The sequence below is a fragment of the Alteromonas sp. ABE4_545 genome, assembly GCF_056161325.1.
This window is the reverse complement of sequence record NZ_JBSWYY010000026.1, coordinates 21,469-46,810: the sequence shown is the minus strand read 5'-3', so window position 1 is coordinate 46,810 and position 25,342 is coordinate 21,469. Positions and strand designations below refer to the sequence as shown.

Here is a 25,342-nt window from a genome sequence, read left to right as displayed (position 1 = left end):
GTATTGTTGTGGGGATTTTGGGGTTAGCATGGTGAACACTCCGAATTTCACTATGCCTATTAGATCAAAGCCCCAGACTTTCGTCTAGGGCTTTTTCAACAGTCTGAGCCCGGTAAACCGGGCTTTTTTATGTCTTGGTTATATGGGCTGCGACTATCTACGCTGTGCCCTTAAACAGTTACACGTTCTCAAACAAAGCTTCAACTCGTTGGCGAGTTTCTTCAATGCGCGTTACATCAGCCGGGGCTATAAAAATAGTGTCATCGCCGGCAATCGTACCGAGTACACCATCTTTTTGGCTCAATGAATCGAGTAGGCGGGCAATCAATTGTGCTGCGCCGGGGCTGGTACGGATAATTACCATCACATTGTTATGCACAATGTCTAAAACCAGTTGCTTCAACGGGCTTTTGGCCGTTGGCATGCCCAATTCTGGTGGCAAGCAATAAACCATGTCTCCGCGTGCATTACGGGTACGCACTGCCCCAAACTTGCTTAACATACGCGAGATTTTTGATTGGCTAATATTGTCAAAACTCTGTGCTTTGAGTGCTTCAACAATTTCACCTTGTGAACCGTAACTCTCAGCTTTGAGAATATCTTTAAATGCTTTGATCAGTTGTTCTTGTTTTGCGGTTGCCATGAATATCCAGAATAAGAATTATTTTTACAAAGACGACGTCGTTACTGCTATTATTTAGCAGCTATTTTGCCCGAGAGGTGAACTTTAGGCAATTTAAATGCATAATCATGCACTGATATTGAATATCAGTTGTGTATCGTTAATCTGCGCACTTACGACCATACGATTATTGTCAAAAGGTGCAAAAAACGCTAGGTTGACGACCCCGTTAAGAAAACGTGATTTTTTTCCCATAGGAGAAATGGTATGAAAGTAGCCGTGTTAGGTGCTGCCGGTGGTATTGGTCAGGCGCTGTCATTGTTGTTAAAAACACAATTGCCAGCAGGTTCAGAATTAGCATTGTATGATGTTGCACCTGTTGTTCCAGGTGTAGCAGTAGACCTAAGCCACATCCCCACCGCGGTTAAAGTAACCGGTCACGGTAAAGATGACTTGGCTGATGCACTGACTGGATGTGACGTTGTTCTTATCCCAGCAGGTGTACCTCGTAAGCCAGGTATGGATCGCTCTGATCTATTCAACATCAACGCAGGCATTGTTAAAGCACTAGTCGAAGGTGTTGCAGATAACTGCCCTTCAGCCTGTGTTGGCATCATTACCAACCCAGTTAATACCACAGTTGCTATTGCAGCTGAAACGCTTAAAGAAAAAGGCGTTTACGATAAAAACAAACTATTCGGTGTGACTACGCTTGACGTAATCCGTGCTGAAACTTTTGTTGCTGAGAAAAAAGAACTAGACGTTGCTAGCGTTCACGTTCCTGTGATCGGCGGTCACTCTGGTACTACGATTCTTCCTCTTCTTTCTCAAGTTGAAGGTGTAACTTTCACAGACGAAGAAGTGGCTGCATTGACAACTCGTATCCAAAACGCAGGTACTGAAGTGGTTGAAGCTAAAGCTGGCGGCGGCTCTGCAACCCTATCTATGGGTCAAGCGGCTGCGCGTTTCTGCTTGTCTTTGGTTGCAGCAATGCAGGGTGAGAACGTGGTTGAGTACACCTACGTTCAAACTGATGATTCAGAAGATGCTGCATTCTTCGCTCACCCAGTTCGTCTTGGTAAAAATGGCGTAGAAGAAATTCTACCTTACGGCGAATTGAGCGCTTTTGAACAAAAAGCAAAAGAAGATATGCTTGAAGGCCTACGTGGCGACATCAAACTTGGTGTTGATTTCGTAAACGGCTAATCGGTATTCAGTTCGACATTCTTTCGAACCGACCAAATAAAAAGCCCCGCTGAATCCAGCGGGGCTTTTTTAATGCTTGCGCAGTGGGCTAAAACACAGGTTAACCTGTGTTTCGCATACCAATCGCAATACCTGCAATGGTTACCATCATAGCGCGCTCTAGCATAGGCGCTTGCTCATCATCTGCAAGCTTACGAACACGCTCTAACAATTCAATTTGCAAATAGTGTAAGGGTTGCAAATAAGCAGCGCGAATGTTCATCGACTCTAGGCCTTGAGGGTCGCTTTCCATCACACTCTTTTGACCTGTTAGCTCAAGTAAGTAAGCAATGCTTTCTTTAAGCTCTGTACGCAGGGCCTCACCAAAGTGTTTCAGTTCGTCGGGTACCAAACGTGCGTCATACGCTTCGCTGATGCGAGGGTCGGCTTTTTGGAATACCATATCTAGCATAGACAAACGCGAATGGAAGAATGGCCAGTTTTGGTACATATCATCGATAAGTGCCTGATTACCGTCTTCTCGTACTGCTTTAATGGCACGCATACCACCTAGCCATGAAGGCAATACCAAGCGTGTTTGTGCCCAAGCGAAAATCCATGGGATAGCGCGAAGGCTTTCAATACCACCAGTAGGCTTACGCTTAGCTGGGCGGCTTCCCAAAGGTAGCTTGCCAAGTTCTTGTTCAGGTGTAGCTACACGGAAGTAAGGCACAAACTCTTTATCGTGACGCACGGTTGCGCGGTAATTATCACGCCCTTTGGCAGCCATTTCTGTCATGACTTCACGCCACTCAGCTTTCGGTGCTGGTGGTGGGAATAGCATGGCTTCGATAATAGCACTGGTGTAAATGCCTAAGCTGCGTTTTGCCAGTAGTGGCATACCAAACTTATAACGAATGGTTTCACCTTGCTCAGTGACACGGAAACCGCCGTCTAGAGAGCCTGGAGGTTGAGAATGGATTGCAGCGTGTGCAGGTAAACCACCACGACCGATCGTACCGCCACGACCGTGGAACAGGGTAAGCGTAATACCGAATTCTTCAGCAATACCGACCAAGGCTTCCTGAGACTCGTATTGAGCCCAACCAGCGGCAATCGCTCCAGCGTCTTTGGCTGAATCTGAATAACCGATCATGACAAACTGTTTGCCTTGAATGTACCCACGGTACCAGTCAATCGCTAACAGCTTATTCATTACCGATGGCGAGTTGTTTAAGTCGTCCAATGTTTCAAACAATGGTGCAACAGGCATTGGCCAATCCACGCCCATTTCTTGTAATAGCAACTGAACGGCTAGTACGTCTGACGGTTCGCTCGCCATGGAGATAATGTATATTCCAAAGCCGTGCTGACTGTGCTTCGCTATTACTTTACAGGTGTCGAGCACTTCTTTCACATCGTCAGATGCATCCCATGTGGTTGGGAAAAGCGGGCGTTTTGAGCTGAGCTCTTTCAACAAGAATGATTGCTTGTCGGCTTCGCTCCATTGATTGTAATCACCTAAACCTAAGAAACGGGTCAATTCACTGAACACGTCAGCGTGACGTTGTGAATCTTGACGCACGTCCAAGCGAAGTAGGTGTACACCAAAACACTTCACGCGGCGAATTGTATCGAGCAACAAGCCGTTAGCGGTGAGCTCTAGTCCTGAATCAACCAACGATTGGTAGCAAAGCATGAGAGGCTCTAGCAGTTCTTCGTTGCTTTGAATCCACTCGCTTTGGTCGACAGGGCGGCCACACAGGTATTGTGCAATACCATCTCTGGTATCGGCACAGCGGCGTACTAATGGGCGAAGTAGGGCGCGGTAAGGTTCTAGCTTATCGCCTACTTTAGCTCGCAGTTCTTCGTTACAATTGCTCATCGACAGCTCTACCTGTAAACGGTCGAGGTCGAGGGCAAATAATTTAGCCGCGCGTTTACGCGCGAGTAATAACACTTCTTCTGTGACTTTCGACGTAACAAACGGGTTACCGTCGCGGTCACCGCCCATCCATGAACTAAAATGAACTGGCGAAGCGTTGAGGGGAAGTGTGACGTCGTAGTCTTTTTTCAAACGATCATTAAGGTCGCGAAGGAAATCTGGAACGGCTTCCCACAATGAGTTTTCAATAACAGAAAAACCCCAGCGAGCTTCGTCAACCGGCGTTGGACGAACAGAACGAATCTCTTCGGTATGCCAAGCCTGACTGATGAGGTCAGCAATGCGAGTTTCAAGACGTTCACGTTCGATATCGGTTAACGACTCTTGATGAATATCTTTAAGGCAACTGGCTAATTCTTTGTGTTTATGAATAAGCGTACGGCGAGTGACTTCGGTAGGGTGCGCGGTGAGCACAAGGTCGATATTTAGTTTACCTACCGCCTCTGTGACCTGTTCAGCAGACAATTCTGCTTTGTCTAGGTGGTTGAATAATGCATCGATGGATGCATCGACATCAAGGCCACTGTTGTATTCTTGTTCTGCAATATTGCCCAGGTTGAGAAATTGTGCAAAAGCACGGCCGACAACGAGCAAATCTTCATCTGTCATGTTTCTGAAAGTTTCTTTCAGATTTTCGCTGCATTGTTCGTCGCCTTGGTAAGACGCGCGGCCTTCTTTTCGGATGGTTTCTATACGATTTAACCATTCTTCTCCAAGCTGGGCTTCAATTGTTTGGCCCAGAGTTGTACCCAGATAACGTACGGTATCTTTTAGTTGAGCATCATAATGTGATTGCATGGGTTTCCTCCTGAATAGCTGGCATCACCATACTGTGTAACGTTCAGCTTGTCTAACCTCTTTGGGTATAAATTAAATCGAAATGATTGGTTCGAATGTCGTCTTACAATGGTCTAAGCAGCGAATTTAAAGGTATGTTACACTTCCCCTCTTTCATTATTATTAAAGAGTATACTCTCTAAATAATGATTAATTAATGCACAATAAATGTAATTAACTTACAGGAGTCACTGTGACTGATACTTATTCAACAATCGAGACACAAGCAAGTTACGGTATTGGCTACCAAATGGGTCAGCAATTGCAAAGCAACCCTTTTGAAGGCTTAGATATCGAAGCGGTAATGGCGGGTGTAAAAGACGCGTTCACTGGCGAAGCGGCTAAGGTTGACAATGAAACTCTTCGCGAAGCGTTTGGTCAGATTCACCAGCGCATGCAAGAAGTGAAAAAAGCAGAGTTTGAAGTTGCTATTAAAGAAGGTGCCGACTTCCTTGCTAAAAATGCAGAGCGTGAAGAAGTATTAGTAACTGAATCAGGTCTTCAGTACGAAGTACTTGAAGCAGCTGAAGGTGACAAGCCTACTGCAACCAGCACAGTTCGCGTTCATTACCACGGTACCTTGATCAGTGGTGATGTGTTCGATAGTTCTTACGATCGTGGTCAGCCAGCTGAATTCCCAGTAAATGGCGTGATTAAAGGTTGGACTGAAGCACTACAAATTATGCCTGTTGGCTCAAAATGGCGTTTGTACGTACCTGCTGAACTTGCCTACGGTGAGCAAGGCGCTGGTGCGGCTATCAAGCCTTATAGCACATTAGTTTTTGATGTTGAGCTTCTCGACATTCTAGCGTAATTGCTATTACGTACAAAAAGGTGGCCATTGTAGCCACCTTTTTTGTTCTTGTGATAAAGTGATTTCCTGCTTTATATCAATACACTATACATAGTAGCTGGCTGCTCAGAGTTGTTATCGCCAGCGTCATGATTACAATACCAGCACATTTATCTAAGGATGATTCATTATGGTAATTAAGCCTAAAATTCGAGGCTTCATCTGTACTAACGCTCACCCAGCAGGTTGTGCCGCTTCAGTACAAGAGCAAATCGACTATGTTCGCGGGTTAGGTGAGCTTGGCCAGGGGCCCAAAAACGTGTTGGTACTCGGCTGCTCTACAGGCTACGGCTTGGCGTCTCGTATCACTGCGGCATTCGGTTATGGCGCAAATACTTTGGGCGTGTGTTTTGAAAAAGCGCCAACAGAGCGCAAAACAGCTACGGCTGGTTGGTACAACACTGCTGCATTCCACGCTTTGGCATCGAAAGAATCGCTCTACGCCGACACCCTAAATGGCGATGCTTTCTCTAGCGAACTAAAACAAGAAGTGATCGAGAAAATCAAAGCAGATTTAGGCCAAGTTGACTTGGTGGTATACAGCCTCGCTGCGCCGCGTCGCACCGACCCTGCAACAGGGGAAGTGTACAAGTCTACACTGAAGCCGGTTGGTCAAGCTTATACGACAAAAACCTACGACACTGACAAAGACCTTGTTCACGAAGTATCACTTGAGCCAGCGAATGACGAAGAAATCTTCAACACTGTGAAAGTAATGGGTGGTGAAGATTGGGAGTTGTGGATCAATGCATTGGCAGACGCAGGCGTACTTGCCCAAGGCTGTAAAACCACAGCTTATACTTACATTGGTAAAGAGTTAACGTGGCCAATCTATGGTCAAGCGACCATTGGTAAAGCGAAGGAAGATTTGGACCGCGCAGCAACGGCTATCAACACTGATCATGCTGATCTAAACCTTGACGCCCACGTATCTTCATTAAAAGCATTGGTGACGCAAGCAAGTTCTGCGATCCCTGTTATGCCTCTGTATATTTCTTTAATTTATAAAGTGATGAAAGAGGAAGGAACGCACGAAGGCTGTATTGAGCAGATTGGTGGATTGTTTACTGAGTGTTTGTATGGTGAAACACCAACGTTGGATGACATGAATCGGTACCGCATGGACGGCAAAGAAACCAACGACGAGACGCAAGCGAAAATTAAAGCGCTTTGGGATCAAGTGACCCAAGAAAACTTCCATGACCTGAGCGATTATGCCGGTTATCACCACGAGTTTTTGCGCTTGTTTGGCTTCGACATGGCGGGTGTAGATTACGACGCTGATGTTGACCCGTTGGTCAACTGGTAAAAAGTCGTTTGAGAGTCTATAAAAGCCGTCATGTTGACGGCTTTTTTTCAGACTTTGGTCTTATATTGGCCCTACTGTTGAGGTAGGTGTACACATTAATCCGATAAAAAATGTGGATAATCCATTATTTGCATAGCGTAAATGTTGTGGTTAATGCTAAAATCCCTGAATTAAGTCGCGGGCGATCTGTCAGCAACTTAACGTGGAATTCTCGACAAAATTGGCGAAGACCAAACAACCGTTGAGGGTTTCAGCGAATAAAACCCGTCTAATAAGAACAATGCTTACGCGTATACAAGCCGTATTCTTCAATATGCTGAAGCGGTGTAAGAGTGCATAAGGCAAAGTCGTTACGGGTGAATTTTCACAATCAGTGAGTGCTTTTTTGCATGCAGCACAGCGGTGCTTTTCGGTGCCGTCATGCAAAAAGGTATTTCTATTAGAGTAGTGCGATTACATATGATAAAAATCAAGAAAGGTCTCGACCTCCCGATTAAGGGGGCTCCGCAGCAGCAGATCCATGACGGAAATGCTGTGTCGCGCGTTGCCATTCTGGGAGAAGAATATGTGGGTATGCGTCCTACCATGCACGTTCAAGTTGGCGATGCAGTGAAGAAAGGCCAAGTTCTTTTTGAAGATAAAAAGAACCCTGGCGTTAAATTCACAGCACCAGCTGCGGGCGAAGTGGTAGAAGTTAACCGTGGCGCAAAACGTGTTCTTCAATCTGTTGTTATCAAAGTTGAAGGTAACGAAACTGTTACTTTTGATGCGATTGCCGCAGACCAGATTGCTAACGCTTCTCGTGAACAGGTACAAGCTTTGTTGGTTGATACTGGCTTATGGACAGCGTTCCGCACGCGTCCTTACAGCAAGTCTCCGGCAGTTGGCTCAACACCAAACTCAATCTTTGTTACCGCAATCGACACCAACCCCTTGGCTGCCGATCCTGCAGTGATTATCAAAGAGCGTGAGTCAGACTTTGAAAATGGTCTAAAAGTGTTGCAGCAGCTTACTGACGGCAAAGTGCACTTGTGTAAAGCAGCAGGTTCTGCTGTAAACGCAGGTGGCAGCAAAGCTGACGTAACAGAATTTGCTGGCCCGCACCCAGCAGGTTTGGCTGGTACACATATTCATCACCTTGATGCAGTAGGCGCAGGTAAAACTGTGTGGGCTGTGAACTATCAAGACGTTATTGCTATTGGTGCAACCATTACCTCTGGTGAGCTTGATAACACGCGTGTTATCTCTGTAGCAGGCCCAGCGGCGACAAACCCTCGCTTGGTTCGCACTGTAATTGGCGCAGACTTAGAAGAAGTGACTGCTGGTGAGAAAGTCAACGGCGAAGTTCGCGTAGTCTCTGGCTCAGTGCTTCAAGGCACAACTGCATACGGCGTTCACGGTTTCTTAGGTCGTTTCCACCTACAAGTTTCTCTATTGGCTGAAGGCCGTGAGAAGAAATTCTTGGGTTGGATTACTCCAGGTTCAGACAAGCACTCAGTAACGCGGGCATACCTTGGCCACTTGGCTGGTAGCAAGCAGTTCGACATGACGACTACAACCAATGGTTCAGAGCGTTCAATGGTACCAATCGGTAACTACGAGCGTGTTATGCCACTAGATATCTTACCAACCTTGTTGTTGCGTGATCTTATTTCTGGTGACACTGACAGTGCACAGACACTGGGTTGTCTAGAATTGGACGAAGAAGATTTGGCATTGTGTACCTATGTATGCCCTGGCAAATACAACTACGGTCCAATTTTACGTGACTGTTTGACGACCATTGAGAAAGAGGGTTAAGTCATGGGTTTAAAAGCGTATTTAGAAAAAATTGAACCTAATTTTGAACCAGGCGGAAAATACGAAAAATGGTACGCGTTGTACGAAGCTGCAGCGACTATTTTTTACACTCCTGGTAAAGTAAACAAGTCGGGCACACACGTTCGTGACAGCATCGACTTGAAACGCATCATGATTATGGTGTGGATGGCGACATTCCCTGCCATGTTCTACGGTATGTACAACATTGGCTTCCAAGCTAACGAAGCAATTGCTGCTGGCGCAGGTGTATTGCCTGACGCATGGCAAGCAGCCTTGTTCTCTGCACTAGGCGGTGAGCTAGGCCCTGACACTGGCGTACTAGGGCTGATGTTCTACGGCGCGTGTTTCTGGTTACCCATTTATGCGGTTACCTTCATCGTTGGTGGTTTCTGGGAAGTATTGTTTGCTTCTGTGCGTAAGCACGAAGTTAACGAAGGCTTCTTCGTAACATCGGTTCTTTTCGCATTGACTCTACCTGCAACGATTCCATTGTGGCAAGTAGCCTTGGGTATCACCTTTGGTGTGGTTATCGCGAAAGAAGTCTTCGGTGGTACAGGTCGTAACTTCCTTAACCCAGCGCTTTCTGGTCGTGCATTCCTTTACTTCGCTTACCCGGGCCAAATCTCAGGTGACCAAGTATGGGTAGCAGCTGACGGCTTCTCTGGTGCAACATCATTGAGCCAAGCAGCGTCTGGTAGCCTTGATTACAACAACATGCAAGCTTGGTGGGATGCCTTCTTTGGCGCAATTCCTGGCTCTGCAGGTGAAGTATCAACCCTTGCGATTATCATTGGTGGCTTGTTCATCATGTATATGCGCATTGCTAGCTGGCGCATTGTTGCCGGTGTTGCAATCGGCGTCGTGTTCTTCGCAACTCTGCTTAATATGATTGGTAGCGATACCAACCCAATGTTTAATATGCCTGCACACTGGCACTTCGTTGTAGGTGGCTTGGCATTCGGTATGTTCTTTATGGCAACCGACCCAGTATCGGCATCGTTCACTAACTCAGGTAAGTGGGCATACGGTATCTTCATTGGATTCATGTCTGTATTTATTCGCGTGCTCAACCCAGCGTTCCCAGAAGGCGTAATGCTTGCCATTCTGTTCGCAAACTTGTGGGCGCCACTGTTCGACTATTTCGTCGCGCAAAGCAACATTAAGCGGAGGATTGCTCGTGTCGGCTAAGAAAGAAACACTAGGAAAAACGGTAGGCGTTGTTGTTGCCGTCTGTCTGGTTTGTTCAATTGTTGTATCGGGTTCTGCAGTAGGTCTGCGTTCACTACAACAAACTAACGCTGCACTAGACCAAAAAACCAATATCCTGACTGCTGCGGGTTTGTACGAAGCAGGTATGGATAACAAAGCGGTTGCTTCTGTATACGAAGAGTCTGTGACTAAGCGTTATGTTGATTTGGAAACCGGTGAGTTTGTTGACGCACCTTCTGCTGATTACGACATGTACAAAGCGGCTAAAGAAGATGCACAAAGCAATGCGTTGGCAGACAACAGCGTTGGCTTTAAGCGCGTACCTAAAGTGGCTAGCGTTTACTTGGTTGAAAATGCAGCGGGCGAAGTCACTCGTTTGATTTTGCCAGTACACGGTAGCGGTCTGTGGGATTTGATGTACGGCTTCTTGGCGGTAGATGCAGATGGCCACACAGTACGTGAACTCATTTATTACCAGCAAAAAGAAACGCCTGGATTGGGTGGCGAAGTGCAAAACCCTTCTTGGCAGGCTAAATGGGACGGCAAGCAGCTTTACAAAGATGGCGAAGTGGCTATCAAAGTGAAGAAAAATGCACAAGCTGATAACCCATACAGTGTTGACGCGCTTTCTGGTGCGACACTGACCAGTAACGGTGTTGACCGTACGGTTAGCTTCTGGGTTGGGGAAAAAGGCTTTGGCCCATTCCTGCAAAAACAAGCCTGGCGTTCATAAGGGGTAATTCATGGCAGATTCAAAAGAAATGAAACAGGTCCTGTTTGGACCGATTCTGAGCAATAACCCGATTGCCCTTCAGGTTTTGGGTATTTGTTCTGCGCTAGCGATTACCACCAAGCTAGAAACAGCTTTGGTTATGTCACTAGCCCTGACGAGCGTTGTGGCGTTCTCAAACTTATTTATCTCGATTATTCGTAATCAGATCCCAAGCAGCGTACGTATCATCATTCAGATGACCATTATCGCTTCATTGGTAATTGTTGTTGACCAAATCTTGAAAGCTTATGCGTATGACGTGTCGAAACAGCTTTCGGTATTCGTTGGTCTGATCATTACTAACTGTATCGTAATGGGTCGTGCAGAAGCTTACGCAATGAAGAGTCCACCTCTGATGAGTTTCTTGGACGGTATTGGTAACGGTTTAGGTTATTCACTTATCCTAATCATCATCGGTACTATCAAAGAGCTATTCGGTTTCGGTACCATTCTTGGTTTCGAAATCCTTCCACTGATTCAAAACGGTGGCTGGTATCAGGGTAACGGTTTGTTAATCCTACCGTTCAGCTCATTCTTCTTGATTGGTGGTGTAGTGTGGGTTGTTCGCACATTCCGCCCAGAGCAAGTAGAACCTAAGGAGTAAGTCGTGGAACATTATTTATCTTTATTGGTTCGCTCTATCTTCGTAGAGAACATGGCGTTGTCATTGTTCTTGGGGATGTGTACCTTCCTAGCTGTTTCTAAGAAAGTTAAAACAGCAATGGGCTTGGGTGTAGCGGTAATCGTGGTTTTGGGTATTTCAGTACCTGCTAACCAAGTAATCTATGTCAACATCCTTGCGCCAGGCGCATTGGCATGGGCTGGCTTCCCTGATGCTGACCTAAGCTTCCTTAACTTCTTGACCTTTATCGGCGTAATCGCGGCATTGGTTCAGATTTTGGAAATGACATTAGACAAGTTTTTCCCTGCGCTATACAACGCACTAGGTATCTTCTTACCTTTGATCACAGTTAACTGTGCAATCTTCGGTGGCGTTGCCTTTGCGGTACAACGTGAATACAACTTCACTGAAAGTATTGTTTACGGTATCGGTAGCGGTGCAGGTTGGGCGTTGGCAATCGTATTGCTAGCGGCTGTTCGTGAAAAGCTTAAATATGCAGATATCCCAGATGGCCTTCGTGGTTTGGGCTCTGTATTTATGGTTGCTGGCCTGATGGCACTGGGTTTCCAGTCTTTCACCGGCGTTGCACTGTAATTCAAGCTTGGGAGCTAAGTAATGAATTTTGAAATTTTTCTAGGCGTCGGCATGTTCATTGCCATTGTATTGGCGCTGGTATTCATCATCATGTTTGCGAAATCCAAGCTGGTTCCAACTGGTGATGTGACGATTAGAATCAACGGTGACCCTGACAAGTCAATCACCACTGCACCGGGTGGTAAACTCCTTGGTGCATTGGCTGACGCAGGTATCTTCGTATCGTCTGCTTGTGGTGGCGGTGGCTCATGTGGTCAGTGTCGCGTAGACGTAAAAGACGGTGGTGGTGAAATTCTACCTACAGAACTCGACCACATCACTAAGCGTGAAGCCCGTGAAGGTTGCCGTTTGTCTTGTCAGGTTTCTGTGAAACAAGACATGGACATTGAGCTTGAAGAAGAAATCTTTGGTATTAAGAAGTGGGATTGTGAAGTTATCTCTAACGATAACAAAGCGACCTTCATCAAAGAACTTAAGCTTAAAATTCCTAACGGTGAAAGTGTACCTTTCCGTGCTGGTGGTTACATTCAGATTGAAGCCCCTGCGCACCACGTTAAGTACAAAGAGTTTGATATTCCTGAAGAGTATCGCGCTGACTGGGAACGCTTCGGCTTCTTCGATATTGAGTCTAAGGTAGATGAAGAAACTATCCGTGCTTACTCAATGGCGAACTACCCTGAAGAAGAAGGCATTATTATGCTTAACGTGCGTATCGCTACGCCGCCGCCTAATAACCTAAGCCTACCAGCAGGTAAGATGTCTTCGTACATTTGGAGCTTGAAAGAAGGCGATAAAGCCACGATTTCTGGTCCATTCGGTGAGTTCTTCGCGAAAGAAACCGAAGCAGAAATGGTATTTATCGGTGGTGGTGCTGGTATGGCGCCTATGCGTTCGCATATCTTCGATCAACTTCGTCGAATCAAAACCGACCGTAAGATCTCTTTCTGGTATGGTGCTCGTTCATTGCGCGAAATGTTCTACGTAGAAGATTTCGACATGCTTCAAGAAGAAAACGAAAACTTCAATTGGCATGTAGCATTGTCTGATCCGCAACCAGAAGATAACTGGGAAGGTTACACCGGCTTTATCCACAATGTATTGTTGGAAAACTACCTGAAAGACCACGCTGCACCAGAAGATTGTGAGTTCTACATGTGTGGTCCTCCTATGATGAACGCAGCCGTAATCAACATGCTGAAAGATTTAGGTGTTGAAGACGAAAACATCTTACTTGATGACTTCGGTGGTTAATTAAGTAAGCAAGTTAAGTAAAAGGGGCCACAGGGCCCCTTTTTCAATCATTGGAGGCGACGTGAAAATTTCTCTACAAGGGCTGTTGCTGGTATGTGTTGCGGTCATACTAACAGCTTGTAGCAAGCCTGCTGCGACCATTGTTCACCTAACTGGCAAAACAATGGGCACAACCTACAACGTAAAATACGTGGTGGAAGAAGGGCAGGATACCGACGGATTACAAAGTAAAATTGACGAGCGATTGGTTGAAATCAACAAGCTTATGTCAACCTACGACCCTACCTCAGAACTTTCTCGCTTTAATCAAAATCGCTATACCACGCCTTTTGCTGTTTCCGACGAAACACGCAGTGTGGTGAAAGAAGCGATGCGATTAGGTGAGTTCAGTCATGGTGTTCTCGATGTGACAGTAGGGCCATTGGTCAACTTGTGGGGCTTTGGCCCAACTCATCGACCAGAAAAGATCCCATCAGATGCGGATATTGAAGCCGTGAGAAAGTATGTTGGTCTTGATAAGTTATCGTTAACTAAAGACGGCTTGGTGAAAGCTCACCCTCAACTTTATGTTGATTTGTCGACGATTGCTAAGGGCTATGGCGTAGATCAGGTTGCAGACCTTATTGAAGGGCTTGGCGTACAAAACTATTTGGTGGAAATTGGTGGAGAGATGCGTGTTAAAGGCCATAAAGGAAATGGCACGCCGTGGTTAATTGCTATTGAAAAACCGATTACTCATGAGCGCGCGGTACAGAAAACCATTTCTATTGGCGATAATGCGATTGCTACGTCAGGTGACTACCGTATTTATTATGAACAAGACGGTGTAAGATATTCGCACTTGATTGACCCAAGAACAGGGCGTCCTATCCAGCATAATACGGTGTCTGTTACCGTGATTACGCCTACTTCGATGACTTCTGATGGCCTAGCTACAGCGTTTATCGTAATGGGCTGGGACGATGCGAAGAAATTGGCAGAAGAAAACGACATTGCTGTTTATATTATTCGTAAAGTCGATGGTCAATTTGAAGAATACAGCTCGCCTGAGTTCGACAGAATTGTCGAAGTCTATAATTAAGAGGTAAAGACATGAGCACGTTTATTCTCGCCTTTGCATTTTTTCTTGTCATGGTTGCGGCAATGGCCGTGGGTTATTTAGTACAGAAAAAATCTATCTCTGGCAGTTGTGGCGGGCTAGGCGCATTAGGTATTGATAAAGCCTGTGATTGCCCTGAACCCTGCGACCGCAAAAAAGCACGTTTGGAAAAAGCCGCGCTGAGAGAGCAAAAACTGAAAGAGTGGGATAAAGACAGAATTATCTGATTTTTATTGCATAGTATATTTATCAAAAGCCAGTGCTCGCCACTGGCTTTTTTTTATCATCAGATAAGTTGTTAACTGTATCTTTGTACAGTATCATTGGTAGGGTATAACTTAAATACCCGAGACTATGAAAACGCGTTCGTTTCACTCTTCTTATGTGTCGTAAAATCATCCATATCGATATGGATGCGTTTTATGTCTCAGTGGAAATTCGAGACAATCCCGCTCTTGCTAATAAGCCAGTGGCTGTGGGGGGCAAATCAGACCGTCGAGGTGTGCTGTCTACCTGCAACTATATCGCCCGGCGTTACGGTGTAGGTTCGGCGATGCCTACATCCATGGCGAAGAAGAAGTGTCCAGATTTAATCGTTGTGCCTGGCCGTATGGCGGTTTACAAAGAAGTGAGTCAGCAGATACGACAAATCTTCGAACGTTATACCGATAAAATTGAGCCTTTGTCTCTTGATGAAGCCTACCTCGATGTTACAGATAGCCAGCTTTTTCAGGGTTCAGCAACACTCATTGCAAAGCAAATCCGACAAGATATTTTTAATGCGACAGGGTTAACCGCATCAGCAGGGATCGCACCCATCAAATATTTGGCTAAGATTGCCTCGGATCAGAAAAAGCCCAATGGTCAGTTCACACTTTCTCCTGACGATATCATTCCCTTTATTGAAACCATGCCCCTAAAGAAAATTCCAGGCGTGGGGAAAGTCACAGCTGAAAAACTTCGCCTTCACGGTTTCACAACGGGAGCAGATATACGAGGTTCGAGCGACAATTATCTACAGCAACACTTTGGTAAGTTTGGCAATGTGATATGGCAACGATGCCAAGGTATTGATGATCGTGAAGTGCAGGTGTCGCGCATTCGCAAATCAGTGGGGGTTGAGCGTACTTTTGAGTTTGATATGACAGGGTTTACGGCGCTAAACGAAGTGATGACTGACAAACTTCTGCCCGAATTAATCAGGCGTGCTACGCCTCATTTAGAAACTCGAAAAATGAACAAGCTCGGGGTGAAAGTGAAATTTAACGATTTTCACCAAACCACGAAAGAACAAAAGCACCACGACATAGACTTGTCTGTGTTACAAGCCTTGCTAAAAGAAGCGTTAACAAGAGGTGAGGGGAAGTCGGTGAGGTTATTGGGTGTACATATTGGGCTAGAAAGTGAGAACCAAATGAGTCAACAATTGGCGTTAGCCCTAGATGAACGGCCTCGATCACAAGGATAAAGGCCGGCAATTCTCACTACTTGTTAGGTTGTTGCTTACTACTACCAAGTAAAAATACCAATGGAAGTGCTGCAATGGTGATCCACATCATCATGCGGAAGTCTTGCAAATAGGCCAGTGTGGTGGCTTGTTCAGTTACCATTTGGTTGAGCTTCAGTAAACCCGCTGTAGTGGTATTGTCCAACACGCCCTGCTGAACGGCTGCATTTAACGCCTGATTAAAAGGGGTGACGTAATCAGCAAATGCAGCATGGTTCATTTGTGCATGTTGCGCTAGGTACGTCATCACTATCGAAATACCAATACTGCTGCCTATATTCCGCGTTAAGCTGAAAAGTGATGTGGCTTCAGTGCGGTACTCAGGTGCTAAAGTTGAAAAGCTCACCGTACTTAAAGGTACGAAAATAAAGCCCAATCCAAAGCCTTGTATCATGCCGATGTAAATTAGCTCGAAACTGCTGGTGTCAGCGGTAAATTCCGACATGGCATGCATAGAAAAGGCTGTGAGCAACAAGCCAAACACAAGCTTATAGCGCGGGTCGACCTTTCCTGATAATTTACCCACCATGATCATGGCTACCATGGTACCTAGACCTCTTGGCGCCATTATCATGCCCACGTCGATGACGGGGTAGCCCATTAAATTCTGCATAAATGGCGGGAGCAGCGACATGGTTGCCAGCAATATAATGCCAACGATAAACATGAAGATTAAGCCAACAACAAAATTCTTGTCTTTGAATAATCCAGGTGCCAGAAAGGGCGATTTAGCGGTGAACATGTGGCTGATAAACAAGTAAAACGCCGCAATTGCTAATAGCATTTCTACTATAATTTCTGCGCTGCTAAACCAGTCTTGAGACTCACCACGGTCGAGCATCATTTGCAGCGCACCAATCGCAAGACTCAGCAAAAAGAAACCGGTTAAATCAAATTTACGGTGTTTGGATATAGGCGTTTCTTTAACAAACGCCATTATGCCAAACCACGCTAATAGCCCAAAAGGTAAGTTGATATAGAACACCCAACGCCAGTTGTAATATTCGGTTAACCAACCGCCTAAAGAGGGGCCTAAAATTGGTCCTAACATAACACCAACCCCCCACATTGCCATGGCGGAGCCATGTTGCTCTTTGGGATAAGTGTCTAGTAACACCGATTGGGAAAGGGGCACTAGTGCGGCCCCAAACACGCCTTGTAGCAGTCGGAATAGCACGATTTGTTCTAGGCTTTGGGCTGCGCCACATAACATAGACGCTAACGTGAAGCCGACTACCGACCACAAGAATAAACGCTTGCGGCCTAAACGTTCACTGAGAAACCCTGTGAGCGGCATAAAAATAGCCGCGGCCACAATGTAAGACGTCAGTACCCATGATATTTGGTCTTGGCTTGCCCCCATGCTGCCTTGCATGTGCGGAAGTGCAACATTGGCAATAGTCGTGTCGAGGGCCTGCATAATGGTAGCCAGCATTACAGAGATCGCCACCAACCCTTTACTGGCTTCGGGCTTCTCCTCGACAGAATTTGTAGTGATCGTTTGGCTCATCGTGAACTCCTACAAGGTGATCCCGAACAAAGAGCGCGTATGATGCGTGTCGATTTCAGGAATGGCACTCAACCCGGTGCGTAAAGTAGGTAACTGGCTGTCCAGTTCTAACTTGATACGCACAGGTACCCGTTGAGCAACCTTAACCCAGTTGCCTGTGGCATTTTGAGCAGGCAATACTGAAAACTCTGAGCTAGTTGCTGGAGAGAGGCTTTCTACTGTGCCATGCCAGGTAACGCCCGGATAAATATCTACATTAACCTCTACCCCTTGGCCTTCACGCACATAGGTAAGCTCTTTTTCAGTAAAATTGGCTTCAATCCACAGGTCGCCACTGGCCACTAACGTCATAGACGCTTGCCCTGGGTTGAGAAACTGTCCGGGTTTAGGGGGCATATTAATTTCACCCTCTAGCGGCGCTTTAATTTCAGTATGGGCTAAATCTAGTTGCGCTTGCTCTAACACACTCAACGCAGCAAGATAGTCGGGGTGTGCTTCAACAGGAGTATCTACCGAACCACCCAATGAAGCCGCAATGCGTTTGAGTTCCGCTTTTTGAACAGCAACGCCGATGATCGCAAGCTCTTTACTTTGTTCAGCATCATCAAAGTCAGAATCAGAGGTATAGTGTTTGTCGAGAAGCGCAACCTGACGTTTTACTTCTTTGTCGGTGAAGTCTAAATGGGTAGACGCTAACTGGATCATGGCTTCTGTTTTGTGATAGCTGGCTTTGAGTTCAGCTAAATCAGTTTCAACCTGAGCCAGGCTTGCTTTTGCTTTGGCCACTGCAATTTTATAGGGAGCGGGATCTAACCGATATAACACCTGACCGGCCTTGACGTGTTGGTTTTCGTGAACGAGCACTTCGATAACCTGACCAGAAATTTCTGGGCTAATTTGTACTTTGTCAGCCTTCACATAGGCATTGTCGGTTTCTACGTAGCGTCCGCCAGAGAGGTATATGTAACCTCCGACAACGATTGCAATGGCTGGGATCACAACCATCAGTATCCAGCGTGCTGCCGTCCGAGACGATTTTTTATCTGCAGACATAATTTAACTCCAATAACGTCGATATTTTTAATAAAACTTACTGCTGGTTTTAGTCAGATAAATTCTGCCTAGCACGAATAAGTAAGGTGACCAATTGCTGCTCTTCTTCTTTGGAAAAACCCGCTAGCGCTTTACTTGTGACTCTGTCTGCCGCTGCGCGTATTTGCGATAAAAACGGCATAGCTGTATCGGTAAGATAAATGCGATATGCACGACGATCGTCAGGATCGGTGCGTCGCTCAACTAGGTTTAACGCGGCAAGTTGGTCGACCAAGCGGGCAAAGGTGATCGGTTTTACGTCTAGCATGTCGGCTAAATCGACTTGGCGAACACCTTGATGCTTAGCAATCACCACCAAGGCACGAGATTGCGCGTGAGTCAGTTCACCACTATCAATATTGCCGTAGAACTGCTGTTTCAGTACTCGGGCTAAATCAGCGATAGCGAAACCAAAGGATTCTTCAGACATAGTACACCTTGCATATAGTAAGCTTTGCTTATTATATTTAAAGTTGCCTAGTCAACAATAGGCTCTGAGGTAAACTGACAAATTGTTGCGATAAAGTTTTACTGACAGGCGAAATGAATGTTTTGAGATGCTGTCTATGTTTAGTCTGCACGTGAATGTGGCAGAAAATGATGACGCCACGTTTTAGATAATTCACGTCATTTTTTTGATTTTTTACCGTTTATGTACCATAAATTAATGGATAAGGTGGGCATCAGGCTTAGTACTTGAGCGGGTATTTGGGGTATTATTAAGCCAGTGATAGGCAATATAAGCCGGTCGCTCATGTTGCATACCAGTTTCTATCAAGTGTTCATGCAGTTAAGAATCAAGTCAGGTAGAAAGGAGGAATAATGGTTAAGCCTGGTCGATATCAACACTATAAAGGTAATGATTACGAAGTAGTGGGAGTGGCACGTCATTCTGAAGACGAAACCGATCTTGTGGTTTATCGCCAACTCTATGGCGAACAAAAAATGTGGGTTCGCCCAATTACTATGTTCACTGAAAGTGTGTCGGTGAATGGGCGTTCGGTCGAGCGCTTTCGATACATCGGTCAATAATCCCCCTGCATGCTAGAAACAGGAGCTAAATGCTAGGCTCCTGTTGCTTCCTTCAACATATTAGATGTTGCCTCATTTAGTTTTTAACAGAAAGAGTGTCCGCGCTGTCCATGCCTGAGTAAACAGTGATCCGTTTTGTGTTTGGGCGCATAATGGATGCATCACGCACATCTGAGGAATGCACTATGTTACTAAAACGGATCGTTACCTTGTTCGCTGGTTTATCTTTGAGTTGGGCAGTACTTGCCGATAACGCAATGGAAAACGCCACCATTGAGCAAGTGAAATTAACTGACAGCATTTATGTCTTGGTGGGGCCGGGAGGCAATATTGGTGTGTCTGTTGGTGAAGATGGTACCATGATCATCGACGATAAATACGCGCCTTTGGCTACCAAAATAGCAACCGCGCTTGGGCAGTTGGGGAGCCAGCCTAAATACATTATTAACACGCACTATCACGGCGACCATACTGGTGGTAACGGGTTTTTCGTAGATAAACACATGTCGACAATTTTCGCTCATGAAAATGTACGAATTCGATTAGCTAAAGATAAAAACGTCAAAGCGTCTGCATTACCGGTAGTCACATACGAAGAGGGCATAAAGCTGTATTTCAATGGAGATACGCTACAAGTGACACATTTACCCGCTGGGCATACCGACGGAGACAGTGTGGTGTGGTTTACTGAAGCCAACGTTTTGCACACTGGTGATTTGTTTTTTAATGGCCTGTTTCCCTACATCGACTTGAGTTCAGGCGGTACGGTTGAAGGGTATATCGCATCGGTTAAACACTTACTTGCGCAGATTAACGATGAAACCGTGATCATTCCGGGCCACGGTGAGATTGCGACAAAGCAAGATTACCTCGATTTCCTCACTATGATTGAAGCGACCAAAGCATATGTTGATAGTCAAAAAGCTAAGGGCGTCAGTGAAGATGACCTGATTAACAAAGGCTTACCCGCTGAGTGGAAAAAATGGAGCTGGGCGTTTATTACCGAAGAAAAGTGGATTAAGACCCTGTATCACTAAGTGTCTATTTTGGTTGGGCATGGCCGTTATACAGTGGTATTCGTAGAAAATACACAACCACTGATTACTTCTTGCCCATCGAATGCTAAAATATACAAACTGGCGGTAACGCTGGTGCATTTATCGCAATTAATTCCAGAGTACATATTGCGAACGCGGCGCGAAGGGCGTGCTCTTTGCGCCGCACCCATCCTATTGTTTTCACCCCTAAGTCTTTGCTTTTATTCGTAGTCTTTACGTTATTTTTGTTTGAAATTAAACATTTTACGCGTTTGTTAGTTGGCTTTATCTGCGCGGCGCTTTATGATTCACCTGTTATTGGAACTCATCCTCTGTAGAGAATAAGGAAGTGGTATGTCCTACGATTTTGGATCCCAAACCCTTGGGATTGTTAACCCGTTTAAAACCGAAGGTAAATTTCGCGCGCTCACCGGTGTGCTTCTCATGCTGGCTGGTGTTATTCCGCTCATTTCAGTTGCCGATGCTTTAAAAGAAGAAGCTATCACAGGCTATGCGTATGCGATCCTCGGCTTTATTTTTGTCGCTGCGGGTGCTCGCCATTTGGGCGTAGGTATTTTTCAGTTATTTCGTTATTTTGTTGGGCGTTCGGTGCCGACGTCGTTGGCTTACAACCATTCTCGTTCTGAACAAGATGTGGCACAAGCAGAAAAAAGCACGGTTTTCTACAACGATAAAACGTTGCACTCTATGCTTATGGGGCGCAAGAACAATACGTTTGCTGAACCAATAGGTTGGGTGGCGCGCTTGCTGCATTCACTAGTGCCATCACTTACTTTTTTGCCTTATCAAGTTCGTCATTTAGCGCAGGAAATGGGAGTTTTGGTACTTAATTACCTCACTGCCATTATGTGCTTCTTGATTGTATTCTTTGTGGTGTCTAGCGGCCTCGCGGGAGAAATAGCGCGTTATCTCACCATGCCTATGTTGTCGTTATTGCTACTTATTTATCTAGTCAGCACCTGGCGTAAAACGGCTAACTCTATTCACAACCAAGGTAATTTACACCTCAAGCCTTCGCGTGGCGCCTCTGTTGGGGTATTGCTGGCGCTGAGCATTATTGTGCCAGTGTTTGTTGGTTTTGCCTTAGACAACACAGGCATAGACCCTAAAGAGGTACAAGAGCTCACCGAGTCTTCACCTTTGTTTAAAGCGTGGGGCAACTTGGGTGTGCTATTGCTCGCGGTAGTAATGGTAGTTGTAGGTGTAATTCCTAACTTGAAGTCGCGTTTGCGTTCAGTAACGCCTCGCACAGAAGTGAGTGAATTTCGCGACAACATGCAAGAAAGCGTGCACCCCAACGAAATTTTCATCAACATTGAAAACATTGTACTGGCGAATCGCCGCTATAAAGAAATTCCTAACCGACTGTATCGCGAGTTCGATCCACGTCTTAATGAACAAGCGGAAGGAAAGGGAAGTTTTGCAGGTGAACTGCTGGTCGAAACACAGCCTGTGCCTGCCGACAATGATACCCCTTTGTACAGCAAGAGCGGAAAGTTACTCGCGTCGGGGCTAGCCCAGCTTGCCACGCTGGTTGGGTTTGGTTTCTTGTATCTGTTGGGTACTAATATTGTTGAGCTTCTATTGTTTTTGCAAAACAACGAATGGTCGGTAAAACCCGCGTTATTGCTTGAAGGTATGAGCCAAATTAACGGTATTATTTTTGCGTTTTTTGCTTGGTTAACTTTCCAAGCGGCCGGGCGTATCCTGAATAATGCGTCGCATATTTTTTGGGGTGAAATTCAGTTTACGTCGCTGTTGATGTTCTTAAAAACCGAAGGTACGTACACTGAGTCTCGTATTTCCACCGGTATGTCTATTCACGACTCAACCCGTTCTGAAAACGTTGTGGTACGTAGCTCTATTACACCGTGGATTTTAACGTCGCGTTTGAATACGTCGATTTTTGCTACCAGTGGTTCGGCCAACTTAGAGTCGCCCCGTTTTATTATGGGTATGTCTCGCAATGACAGCGAGCTGGACGAAATCGTAAAAGAGATCAAAGCGTTCTTACGCGGTCGTGAGACCATTGCGTCTATTACCAATGAATCTGACTTGCAGAACGCCAGTACGATCCATCAGGTGAACCAACAGACTCGTGCAGTACCTGTGCAAGAAACGCAGAATGAAAAGCTAACGGCAAAGCAAACAGAAGAAGCGGCAGGCTTTTTACGTAACGAAGAAAACAAAGACGACTAATCGTCTTATTCACCGCCTCTTTTGATAAACAAGAGGCGGTGGTTTTACGTTTACTGTTCGGTGGCGGAGTACACCTTATTGCCCGCAACCCAGGTTTGTAGCACTGTAATTTTCCACAAATCCTGTTCTGGGATGGTAAACATATCTTTATCCACCAAAACAAAATCAGCCCACTTTCGTGGCGTTAAGGTGCCAATTTTGTCTTCTTGATGGCCTGCATAGGCCGCATCGAGTGTAAACCCTCTGAAGGCTTGTTCTCTGGTGAGGGCTTCTTCTGGATACCAGCCTTTCACTGGTTGGTTATTACGGTCTTGTCGAGTGACGGCAGCATGAATACCGTAAAAAGGGTTAGCCAGTTCAACTGGGAAATCTGAGCCTAAGGGGAGGGCAATACCGCTCTTTAGCAAGGTTTGCCACGCATAGGCACCTTTCATTCTCGCTTTGCCAATACGCGATTCGGCCATGTTTTTATCACTGGTTGCATGGGTTGGTTGCATTGAAGGTAGTACACCTAACTCAGCAAATTTGGGTAAGTCTTCTGGTGCGATCACTTGAGCGTGTTCGATGCGGTTTCGCAGTGCCTTACCGCCAATAGACTTAAATGTTTCTTCAAATTGGGCCAGTGCTAAATGGTTAGCTCTGTCGCCGATAGCGTGGAAATTAAGCTGAAATCCGGCGCTTATCACTTGGGTAAAGAGTGAGGCAAAATCTTCTGGTTGCGTGAGCATTAAACCCGACTGGTGGGGGGCATCTGAATAGGGCGCAAGTAGCGCTGCACCACGGCTACCTAAAGCGCCATCACCATAGGCCTTCACACTGCGGATCGACAGGAAGTCGTCTTTACTGTTCACGTAGCCATTCGAGAGCATGTCGGCAAGTAATGGGTCGGTTGCGCTGATCATTGCATAAATGCGAATAGGTAAGGTACCTTCAGCAGCGCGCTTTAAGTAAAAGTCATACAGGCGATGTTCAATGCCTGCATCGTGCATAGATGTAACACCTAGTGATAGTAAGTGGTTACCTGCAGCTTCCAATTGCTGAGCGTATTGCTCGGCATTGGCTTGAGGCATAATATCGGTCACTAATGACATTGCATTGTCGATCAGCACACCGCTAGGCTTGCCATCAGGGCGTCGCACTATCTTCCCGCCCACAGGGTCAGGGGTGTTCTCGTCGATACCCGCCAGTTTAAGTGCGACCGAGTTTGCCCAGCCTGCGTGAGCATCAACGCGAGTAAGCCACGCTGGACGACTGCCCAGTGTTTTATCTAATGATGCCGCTGACGGAAATGCTCGGTCAGGCCACAACTCCTGATTCCAGCCTTGTCCTGAGATCCACGTTTGATCAGGATGCGCAAACGCATACGCGGCAACTTTCTTTGCGGCATCTTGTTCGCTGGTGGCATCGCGTAAATCGACTAACAACAGGTTGTCACCTAACCCCATTAAATGGCCATGAGCATCGATCAAGCCGGGTAATAAATACTTACCCCGACCATCAACACGGGTTGTGTCACTCGGTGTGGTTTTTGGGTCCAGAGCCAGTACTTTGCCGTTATCAATTAATAACTGCTTAAAGCTGATCAGCTCGCCTTCTTGAGTGAGGGTATAGCCAGTAATATTGTCAATGAGAGTGGCAGCTCTCAACTGAGTACTCATTAAACTCAATAAGCTAGAGGCGAATAGGGCGGTGATTTTTCCTGTTGTTATACGCATGCCTTGTCCTTGTTAGGTCAATATCGGTGGTTGTTGTAGGTAATCTTTTTGCCATATTTTGGCCATGCTGGCTTGGCTAATATTGCCGCCTGATAATATAACCACTGCGGTTTGATTAGCCGGTGCGCTAGACGCCCATGCCGCTACCGCCGCCATACTCATGGCTGAAGTTGGTTCAATGTGAAGCTTAAGCAAATGGTGCAGCCATTGGGTCCAATAGGCTATTTGTACTTCGTCCACTTCATAAAAATCGTCGAGTTCTTGTAAGTAGGGAAAGGTACATTCACCCACAGACGGTGTTGCTGCGCCATCGGCTAAGGTTTGCACCGGGCCGGGAAGCGACTCGATTACTCCACTTTGCAGCGAGCGCGCTGCATCATTGGCAATAAGCGGTTCGGCGCCAATAACCAAGGTTTGTGGCGAGCGATGTCTAGCGGCAATCAAGGTACCACTAAGTAGTCCGCCACCGCCACAGGGTGCGAAAATCGCATCAACGTGTTCAACTTCGTCGAATATTTCGTTAGCAACAGTGCCTTGCCCAGCGATGACATCCGGATGATTAAAAGGCGGTATCCATTCTACGCCTTCAGCTTGTGCTGTGGCAGCCACTGCGGCGTCAGCTTCAGGACGCGTGGCGAAAAGTCGCAATTCTGCCCCATAGCTTTGGGTTGCTTCTGCCTTGATGGTCGAAATAGTTTCGGTAGCAAAAATGGTTGACGGAATGCCATATTGCGATGCTGAATATGCAACTGCTTGAGCGTGATTACCGGAACTGTTTGCCACAATGTGTTTCGGCAATGCGTTTTTTTCCGCTAAATGGCCGATAAAATTCGACGCGCCACGCAGTTTAAATGCGCCTGTTGTTTGCAAGCACTCGGCTTTAAATAAAATGCGTTGGCCAAGCCATTGGTTGAGCAACTGAGATTCGAAAATTGGGGTGTGTTTTACCTTGTCGCGAATGCGAAGTGATGCGGCATGGATATCGTCAAACGTAACGGACATCAATATTTCCTTGAACAATACGAAGCCATACATTAACCGCTATGCGCCTCTATCGCCAGTCATATTAATTTCACAATACTCACTTAACCTTGCATGTCGCAAAGTCTG

Annotated in this window: 22 protein-coding genes; 15 read left to right on the top strand and 7 right to left on the bottom strand. The window is 46.1% G+C overall.

What is annotated here, in order from left to right:
- Nucleotides 1-178 precede the first annotated feature (178 nt).
- Nucleotides 179-643, bottom strand: a complete 465-nt coding sequence (argR, locus tag ACXAH6_RS17165; protein WP_474878815.1) for a transcriptional regulator ArgR — start codon at nucleotides 641-643, stop codon at nucleotides 179-181.
- Nucleotides 644-889: 246 nt separating this feature from the next.
- Between argR and mdh the strand changes: the two genes are divergently transcribed.
- Nucleotides 890-1,828 carry a malate dehydrogenase gene (gene mdh, locus ACXAH6_RS17160; protein ID WP_474878814.1) on the top strand — a complete coding sequence of 313 codons (939 nt, stop codon included), beginning with the start codon at nucleotides 890-892 and terminating at the stop codon, nucleotides 1,826-1,828.
- Between the two features lie 100 nt (nucleotides 1,829-1,928).
- On the opposite strand, the gene ppc is transcribed toward mdh, so the two are convergent.
- Nucleotides 1,929-4,550, bottom strand: coding sequence for a phosphoenolpyruvate carboxylase (gene ppc, locus ACXAH6_RS17155; protein ID WP_474878813.1), 2,622 nt, complete (start codon nucleotides 4,548-4,550; stop codon nucleotides 1,929-1,931).
- Between the two features lie 232 nt (nucleotides 4,551-4,782).
- Here ppc and ACXAH6_RS17150 point away from each other — a divergent pair, with 232 nt between their 5' ends.
- From ACXAH6_RS17150 to dinB, 11 genes are all read left to right on the top strand, one after another.
- Nucleotides 4,783-5,403: an FKBP-type peptidyl-prolyl cis-trans isomerase gene (locus ACXAH6_RS17150; RefSeq protein WP_474878810.1), complete on the top strand. Its 621-nt coding sequence runs from the start codon at nucleotides 4,783-4,785 to the stop codon at nucleotides 5,401-5,403.
- 169 nt (nucleotides 5,404-5,572) lie between these two features.
- The gene (fabV, locus tag ACXAH6_RS17145) at nucleotides 5,573-6,751 is read left to right on the top strand and encodes an enoyl-ACP reductase FabV (protein ID WP_474878808.1); all 1,179 of its coding nucleotides are present in this window, start codon (nucleotides 5,573-5,575) and stop codon (nucleotides 6,749-6,751) included.
- A gap of 459 nt (nucleotides 6,752-7,210) precedes the next feature.
- Nucleotides 7,211-8,551, top strand: a complete 1,341-nt coding sequence (locus ACXAH6_RS17140; protein WP_474878819.1) for a Na(+)-translocating NADH-quinone reductase subunit A — start codon at nucleotides 7,211-7,213, stop codon at nucleotides 8,549-8,551.
- 3 nt (nucleotides 8,552-8,554) lie between these two features.
- Nucleotides 8,555-9,760 (top strand): NADH:ubiquinone reductase (Na(+)-transporting) subunit B, encoded by a 1,206-nt coding sequence (locus tag ACXAH6_RS17135; protein WP_474878807.1) that lies wholly within the window; start codon nucleotides 8,555-8,557, stop codon nucleotides 9,758-9,760.
- On the top strand, nucleotides 9,750-10,514 hold the full coding sequence (locus tag ACXAH6_RS17130; protein ID WP_474878805.1) for a Na(+)-translocating NADH-quinone reductase subunit C: 765 nt from the start codon (nucleotides 9,750-9,752) through the stop codon (nucleotides 10,512-10,514). The genes ACXAH6_RS17135 and ACXAH6_RS17130 overlap by 11 nt, the downstream gene beginning before the upstream one ends.
- Before the next feature lie 10 nt (nucleotides 10,515-10,524).
- The gene (locus ACXAH6_RS17125) at nucleotides 10,525-11,157 is read left to right on the top strand and encodes an NADH:ubiquinone reductase (Na(+)-transporting) subunit D (RefSeq protein ID WP_474878804.1); all 633 of its coding nucleotides are present in this window, start codon (nucleotides 10,525-10,527) and stop codon (nucleotides 11,155-11,157) included.
- A gap of 3 nt (nucleotides 11,158-11,160) precedes the next feature.
- Nucleotides 11,161-11,769, top strand: coding sequence for an NADH:ubiquinone reductase (Na(+)-transporting) subunit E (gene nqrE, locus ACXAH6_RS17120; protein ID WP_474878803.1), 609 nt, complete (start codon nucleotides 11,161-11,163; stop codon nucleotides 11,767-11,769).
- Nucleotides 11,770-11,790: 21 nt separating this feature from the next.
- Nucleotides 11,791-13,020: an NADH:ubiquinone reductase (Na(+)-transporting) subunit F gene (gene nqrF, locus ACXAH6_RS17115; RefSeq protein ID WP_474878801.1), complete on the top strand. Its 1,230-nt coding sequence runs from the start codon at nucleotides 11,791-11,793 to the stop codon at nucleotides 13,018-13,020.
- Between the two features lie 61 nt (nucleotides 13,021-13,081).
- A complete protein-coding gene (locus ACXAH6_RS17110) occupies nucleotides 13,082-14,101 on the top strand; it encodes an FAD:protein FMN transferase (RefSeq protein ID WP_474878799.1) in 1,020 nt (339 codons plus the stop codon).
- 11 nt (nucleotides 14,102-14,112) lie between these two features.
- Nucleotides 14,113-14,346, top strand: coding sequence for a (Na+)-NQR maturation NqrM (gene nqrM, locus ACXAH6_RS17105; RefSeq protein ID WP_474878797.1), 234 nt, complete (start codon nucleotides 14,113-14,115; stop codon nucleotides 14,344-14,346).
- Nucleotides 14,347-14,501: 155 nt separating this feature from the next.
- Complete coding sequence (gene dinB / locus ACXAH6_RS17100) at nucleotides 14,502-15,587, top strand: DNA polymerase IV (protein ID WP_474878796.1); 1,086 nt, start codon at nucleotides 14,502-14,504, stop codon at nucleotides 15,585-15,587.
- Nucleotides 15,588-15,603: 16 nt separating this feature from the next.
- Here the strand turns inward: dinB and ACXAH6_RS17095 are convergent, their stop codons facing one another.
- Genes ACXAH6_RS17095 through ACXAH6_RS17085 form a run of 3 tightly spaced genes read right to left on the bottom strand, consistent with a single transcriptional unit; the run spans nucleotide 15,604 to nucleotide 18,658 of the window.
- The gene (locus ACXAH6_RS17095) at nucleotides 15,604-17,136 is read right to left on the bottom strand and encodes a DHA2 family efflux MFS transporter permease subunit (RefSeq protein WP_474878794.1); all 1,533 of its coding nucleotides are present in this window, start codon (nucleotides 17,134-17,136) and stop codon (nucleotides 15,604-15,606) included.
- A gap of 9 nt (nucleotides 17,137-17,145) precedes the next feature.
- Nucleotides 17,146-18,189, bottom strand: a complete 1,044-nt coding sequence (locus ACXAH6_RS17090; protein WP_474878792.1) for an HlyD family secretion protein — start codon at nucleotides 18,187-18,189, stop codon at nucleotides 17,146-17,148.
- A 49-nt stretch (nucleotides 18,190-18,238) separates the two neighbouring features.
- Nucleotides 18,239-18,658, bottom strand: a complete 420-nt coding sequence (locus ACXAH6_RS17085; RefSeq protein ID WP_474878791.1) for a MarR family winged helix-turn-helix transcriptional regulator — start codon at nucleotides 18,656-18,658, stop codon at nucleotides 18,239-18,241.
- Nucleotides 18,659-19,050: 392 nt separating this feature from the next.
- Between ACXAH6_RS17085 and ACXAH6_RS17080 the strand changes: the two genes are divergently transcribed.
- The 3 genes from ACXAH6_RS17080 (at nucleotide 19,051) to ACXAH6_RS17070 (ending at nucleotide 22,517) form a co-directional block, all read left to right on the top strand.
- Complete coding sequence (locus ACXAH6_RS17080; RefSeq protein WP_474878788.1) at nucleotides 19,051-19,260, top strand: DUF1653 domain-containing protein; 210 nt, start codon at nucleotides 19,051-19,053, stop codon at nucleotides 19,258-19,260.
- Between the two features lie 185 nt (nucleotides 19,261-19,445).
- Nucleotides 19,446-20,297, top strand: a complete 852-nt coding sequence (locus tag ACXAH6_RS17075) for an MBL fold metallo-hydrolase (RefSeq protein WP_474878786.1) — start codon at nucleotides 19,446-19,448, stop codon at nucleotides 20,295-20,297.
- Between the two features lie 354 nt (nucleotides 20,298-20,651).
- Nucleotides 20,652-22,517: a hypothetical protein gene (locus ACXAH6_RS17070; protein WP_474878784.1), complete on the top strand. Its 1,866-nt coding sequence runs from the start codon at nucleotides 20,652-20,654 to the stop codon at nucleotides 22,515-22,517.
- 50 nt (nucleotides 22,518-22,567) lie between these two features.
- Here ACXAH6_RS17070 and ACXAH6_RS17065 read toward each other — a convergent pair whose 3' ends face one another.
- Both ACXAH6_RS17065 and ACXAH6_RS17060 read right to left on the bottom strand, forming a co-directional pair.
- On the bottom strand, nucleotides 22,568-24,232 hold the full coding sequence (locus ACXAH6_RS17065; RefSeq protein ID WP_474878782.1) for an amidohydrolase: 1,665 nt from the start codon (nucleotides 24,230-24,232) through the stop codon (nucleotides 22,568-22,570).
- Nucleotides 24,233-24,244: 12 nt separating this feature from the next.
- The gene (locus ACXAH6_RS17060; RefSeq protein WP_474878780.1) at nucleotides 24,245-25,234 is read right to left on the bottom strand and encodes a serine/threonine dehydratase; all 990 of its coding nucleotides are present in this window, start codon (nucleotides 25,232-25,234) and stop codon (nucleotides 24,245-24,247) included.
- Nucleotides 25,235-25,342: the final 108 nt, after the last annotated feature.

Coding starts and splice junctions, on each gene's coding strand:
- argR (WP_474878815.1), bottom strand. CDS start 643: ATGGCAACCGCAAAACAAGAACAACTGATCAAAGCATTTAAAGATATT.
- mdh (WP_474878814.1), top strand. CDS start 890: ATGAAAGTAGCCGTGTTAGGTGCTGCCGGTGGTATTGGTCAGGCGCTG.
- ppc (WP_474878813.1), bottom strand. CDS start 4,550: ATGCAATCACATTATGATGCTCAACTAAAAGATACCGTACGTTATCTG.
- fabV (WP_474878808.1), top strand. CDS start 5,573: ATGGTAATTAAGCCTAAAATTCGAGGCTTCATCTGTACTAACGCTCAC.
- ACXAH6_RS17140 (WP_474878819.1), top strand. CDS start 7,211: ATGATAAAAATCAAGAAAGGTCTCGACCTCCCGATTAAGGGGGCTCCG.
- ACXAH6_RS17135 (WP_474878807.1), top strand. CDS start 8,555: ATGGGTTTAAAAGCGTATTTAGAAAAAATTGAACCTAATTTTGAACCA.
- ACXAH6_RS17125 (WP_474878804.1), top strand. CDS start 10,525: ATGGCAGATTCAAAAGAAATGAAACAGGTCCTGTTTGGACCGATTCTG.
- nqrF (WP_474878801.1), top strand. CDS start 11,791: ATGAATTTTGAAATTTTTCTAGGCGTCGGCATGTTCATTGCCATTGTA.
- nqrM (WP_474878797.1), top strand. CDS start 14,113: ATGAGCACGTTTATTCTCGCCTTTGCATTTTTTCTTGTCATGGTTGCG.
- dinB (WP_474878796.1), top strand. CDS start 14,502: ATGTGTCGTAAAATCATCCATATCGATATGGATGCGTTTTATGTCTCA.
- ACXAH6_RS17095 (WP_474878794.1), bottom strand. CDS start 17,136: ATGAGCCAAACGATCACTACAAATTCTGTCGAGGAGAAGCCCGAAGCC.
- ACXAH6_RS17090 (WP_474878792.1), bottom strand. CDS start 18,189: ATGTCTGCAGATAAAAAATCGTCTCGGACGGCAGCACGCTGGATACTG.
- ACXAH6_RS17085 (WP_474878791.1), bottom strand. CDS start 18,658: ATGTCTGAAGAATCCTTTGGTTTCGCTATCGCTGATTTAGCCCGAGTA.
- ACXAH6_RS17080 (WP_474878788.1), top strand. CDS start 19,051: ATGGTTAAGCCTGGTCGATATCAACACTATAAAGGTAATGATTACGAA.
- ACXAH6_RS17075 (WP_474878786.1), top strand. CDS start 19,446: ATGTTACTAAAACGGATCGTTACCTTGTTCGCTGGTTTATCTTTGAGT.
- ACXAH6_RS17070 (WP_474878784.1), top strand. CDS start 20,652: ATGTCCTACGATTTTGGATCCCAAACCCTTGGGATTGTTAACCCGTTT.
- ACXAH6_RS17065 (WP_474878782.1), bottom strand. CDS start 24,232: ATGCGTATAACAACAGGAAAAATCACCGCCCTATTCGCCTCTAGCTTA.
- ACXAH6_RS17060 (WP_474878780.1), bottom strand. CDS start 25,234: ATGTCCGTTACGTTTGACGATATCCATGCCGCATCACTTCGCATTCGC.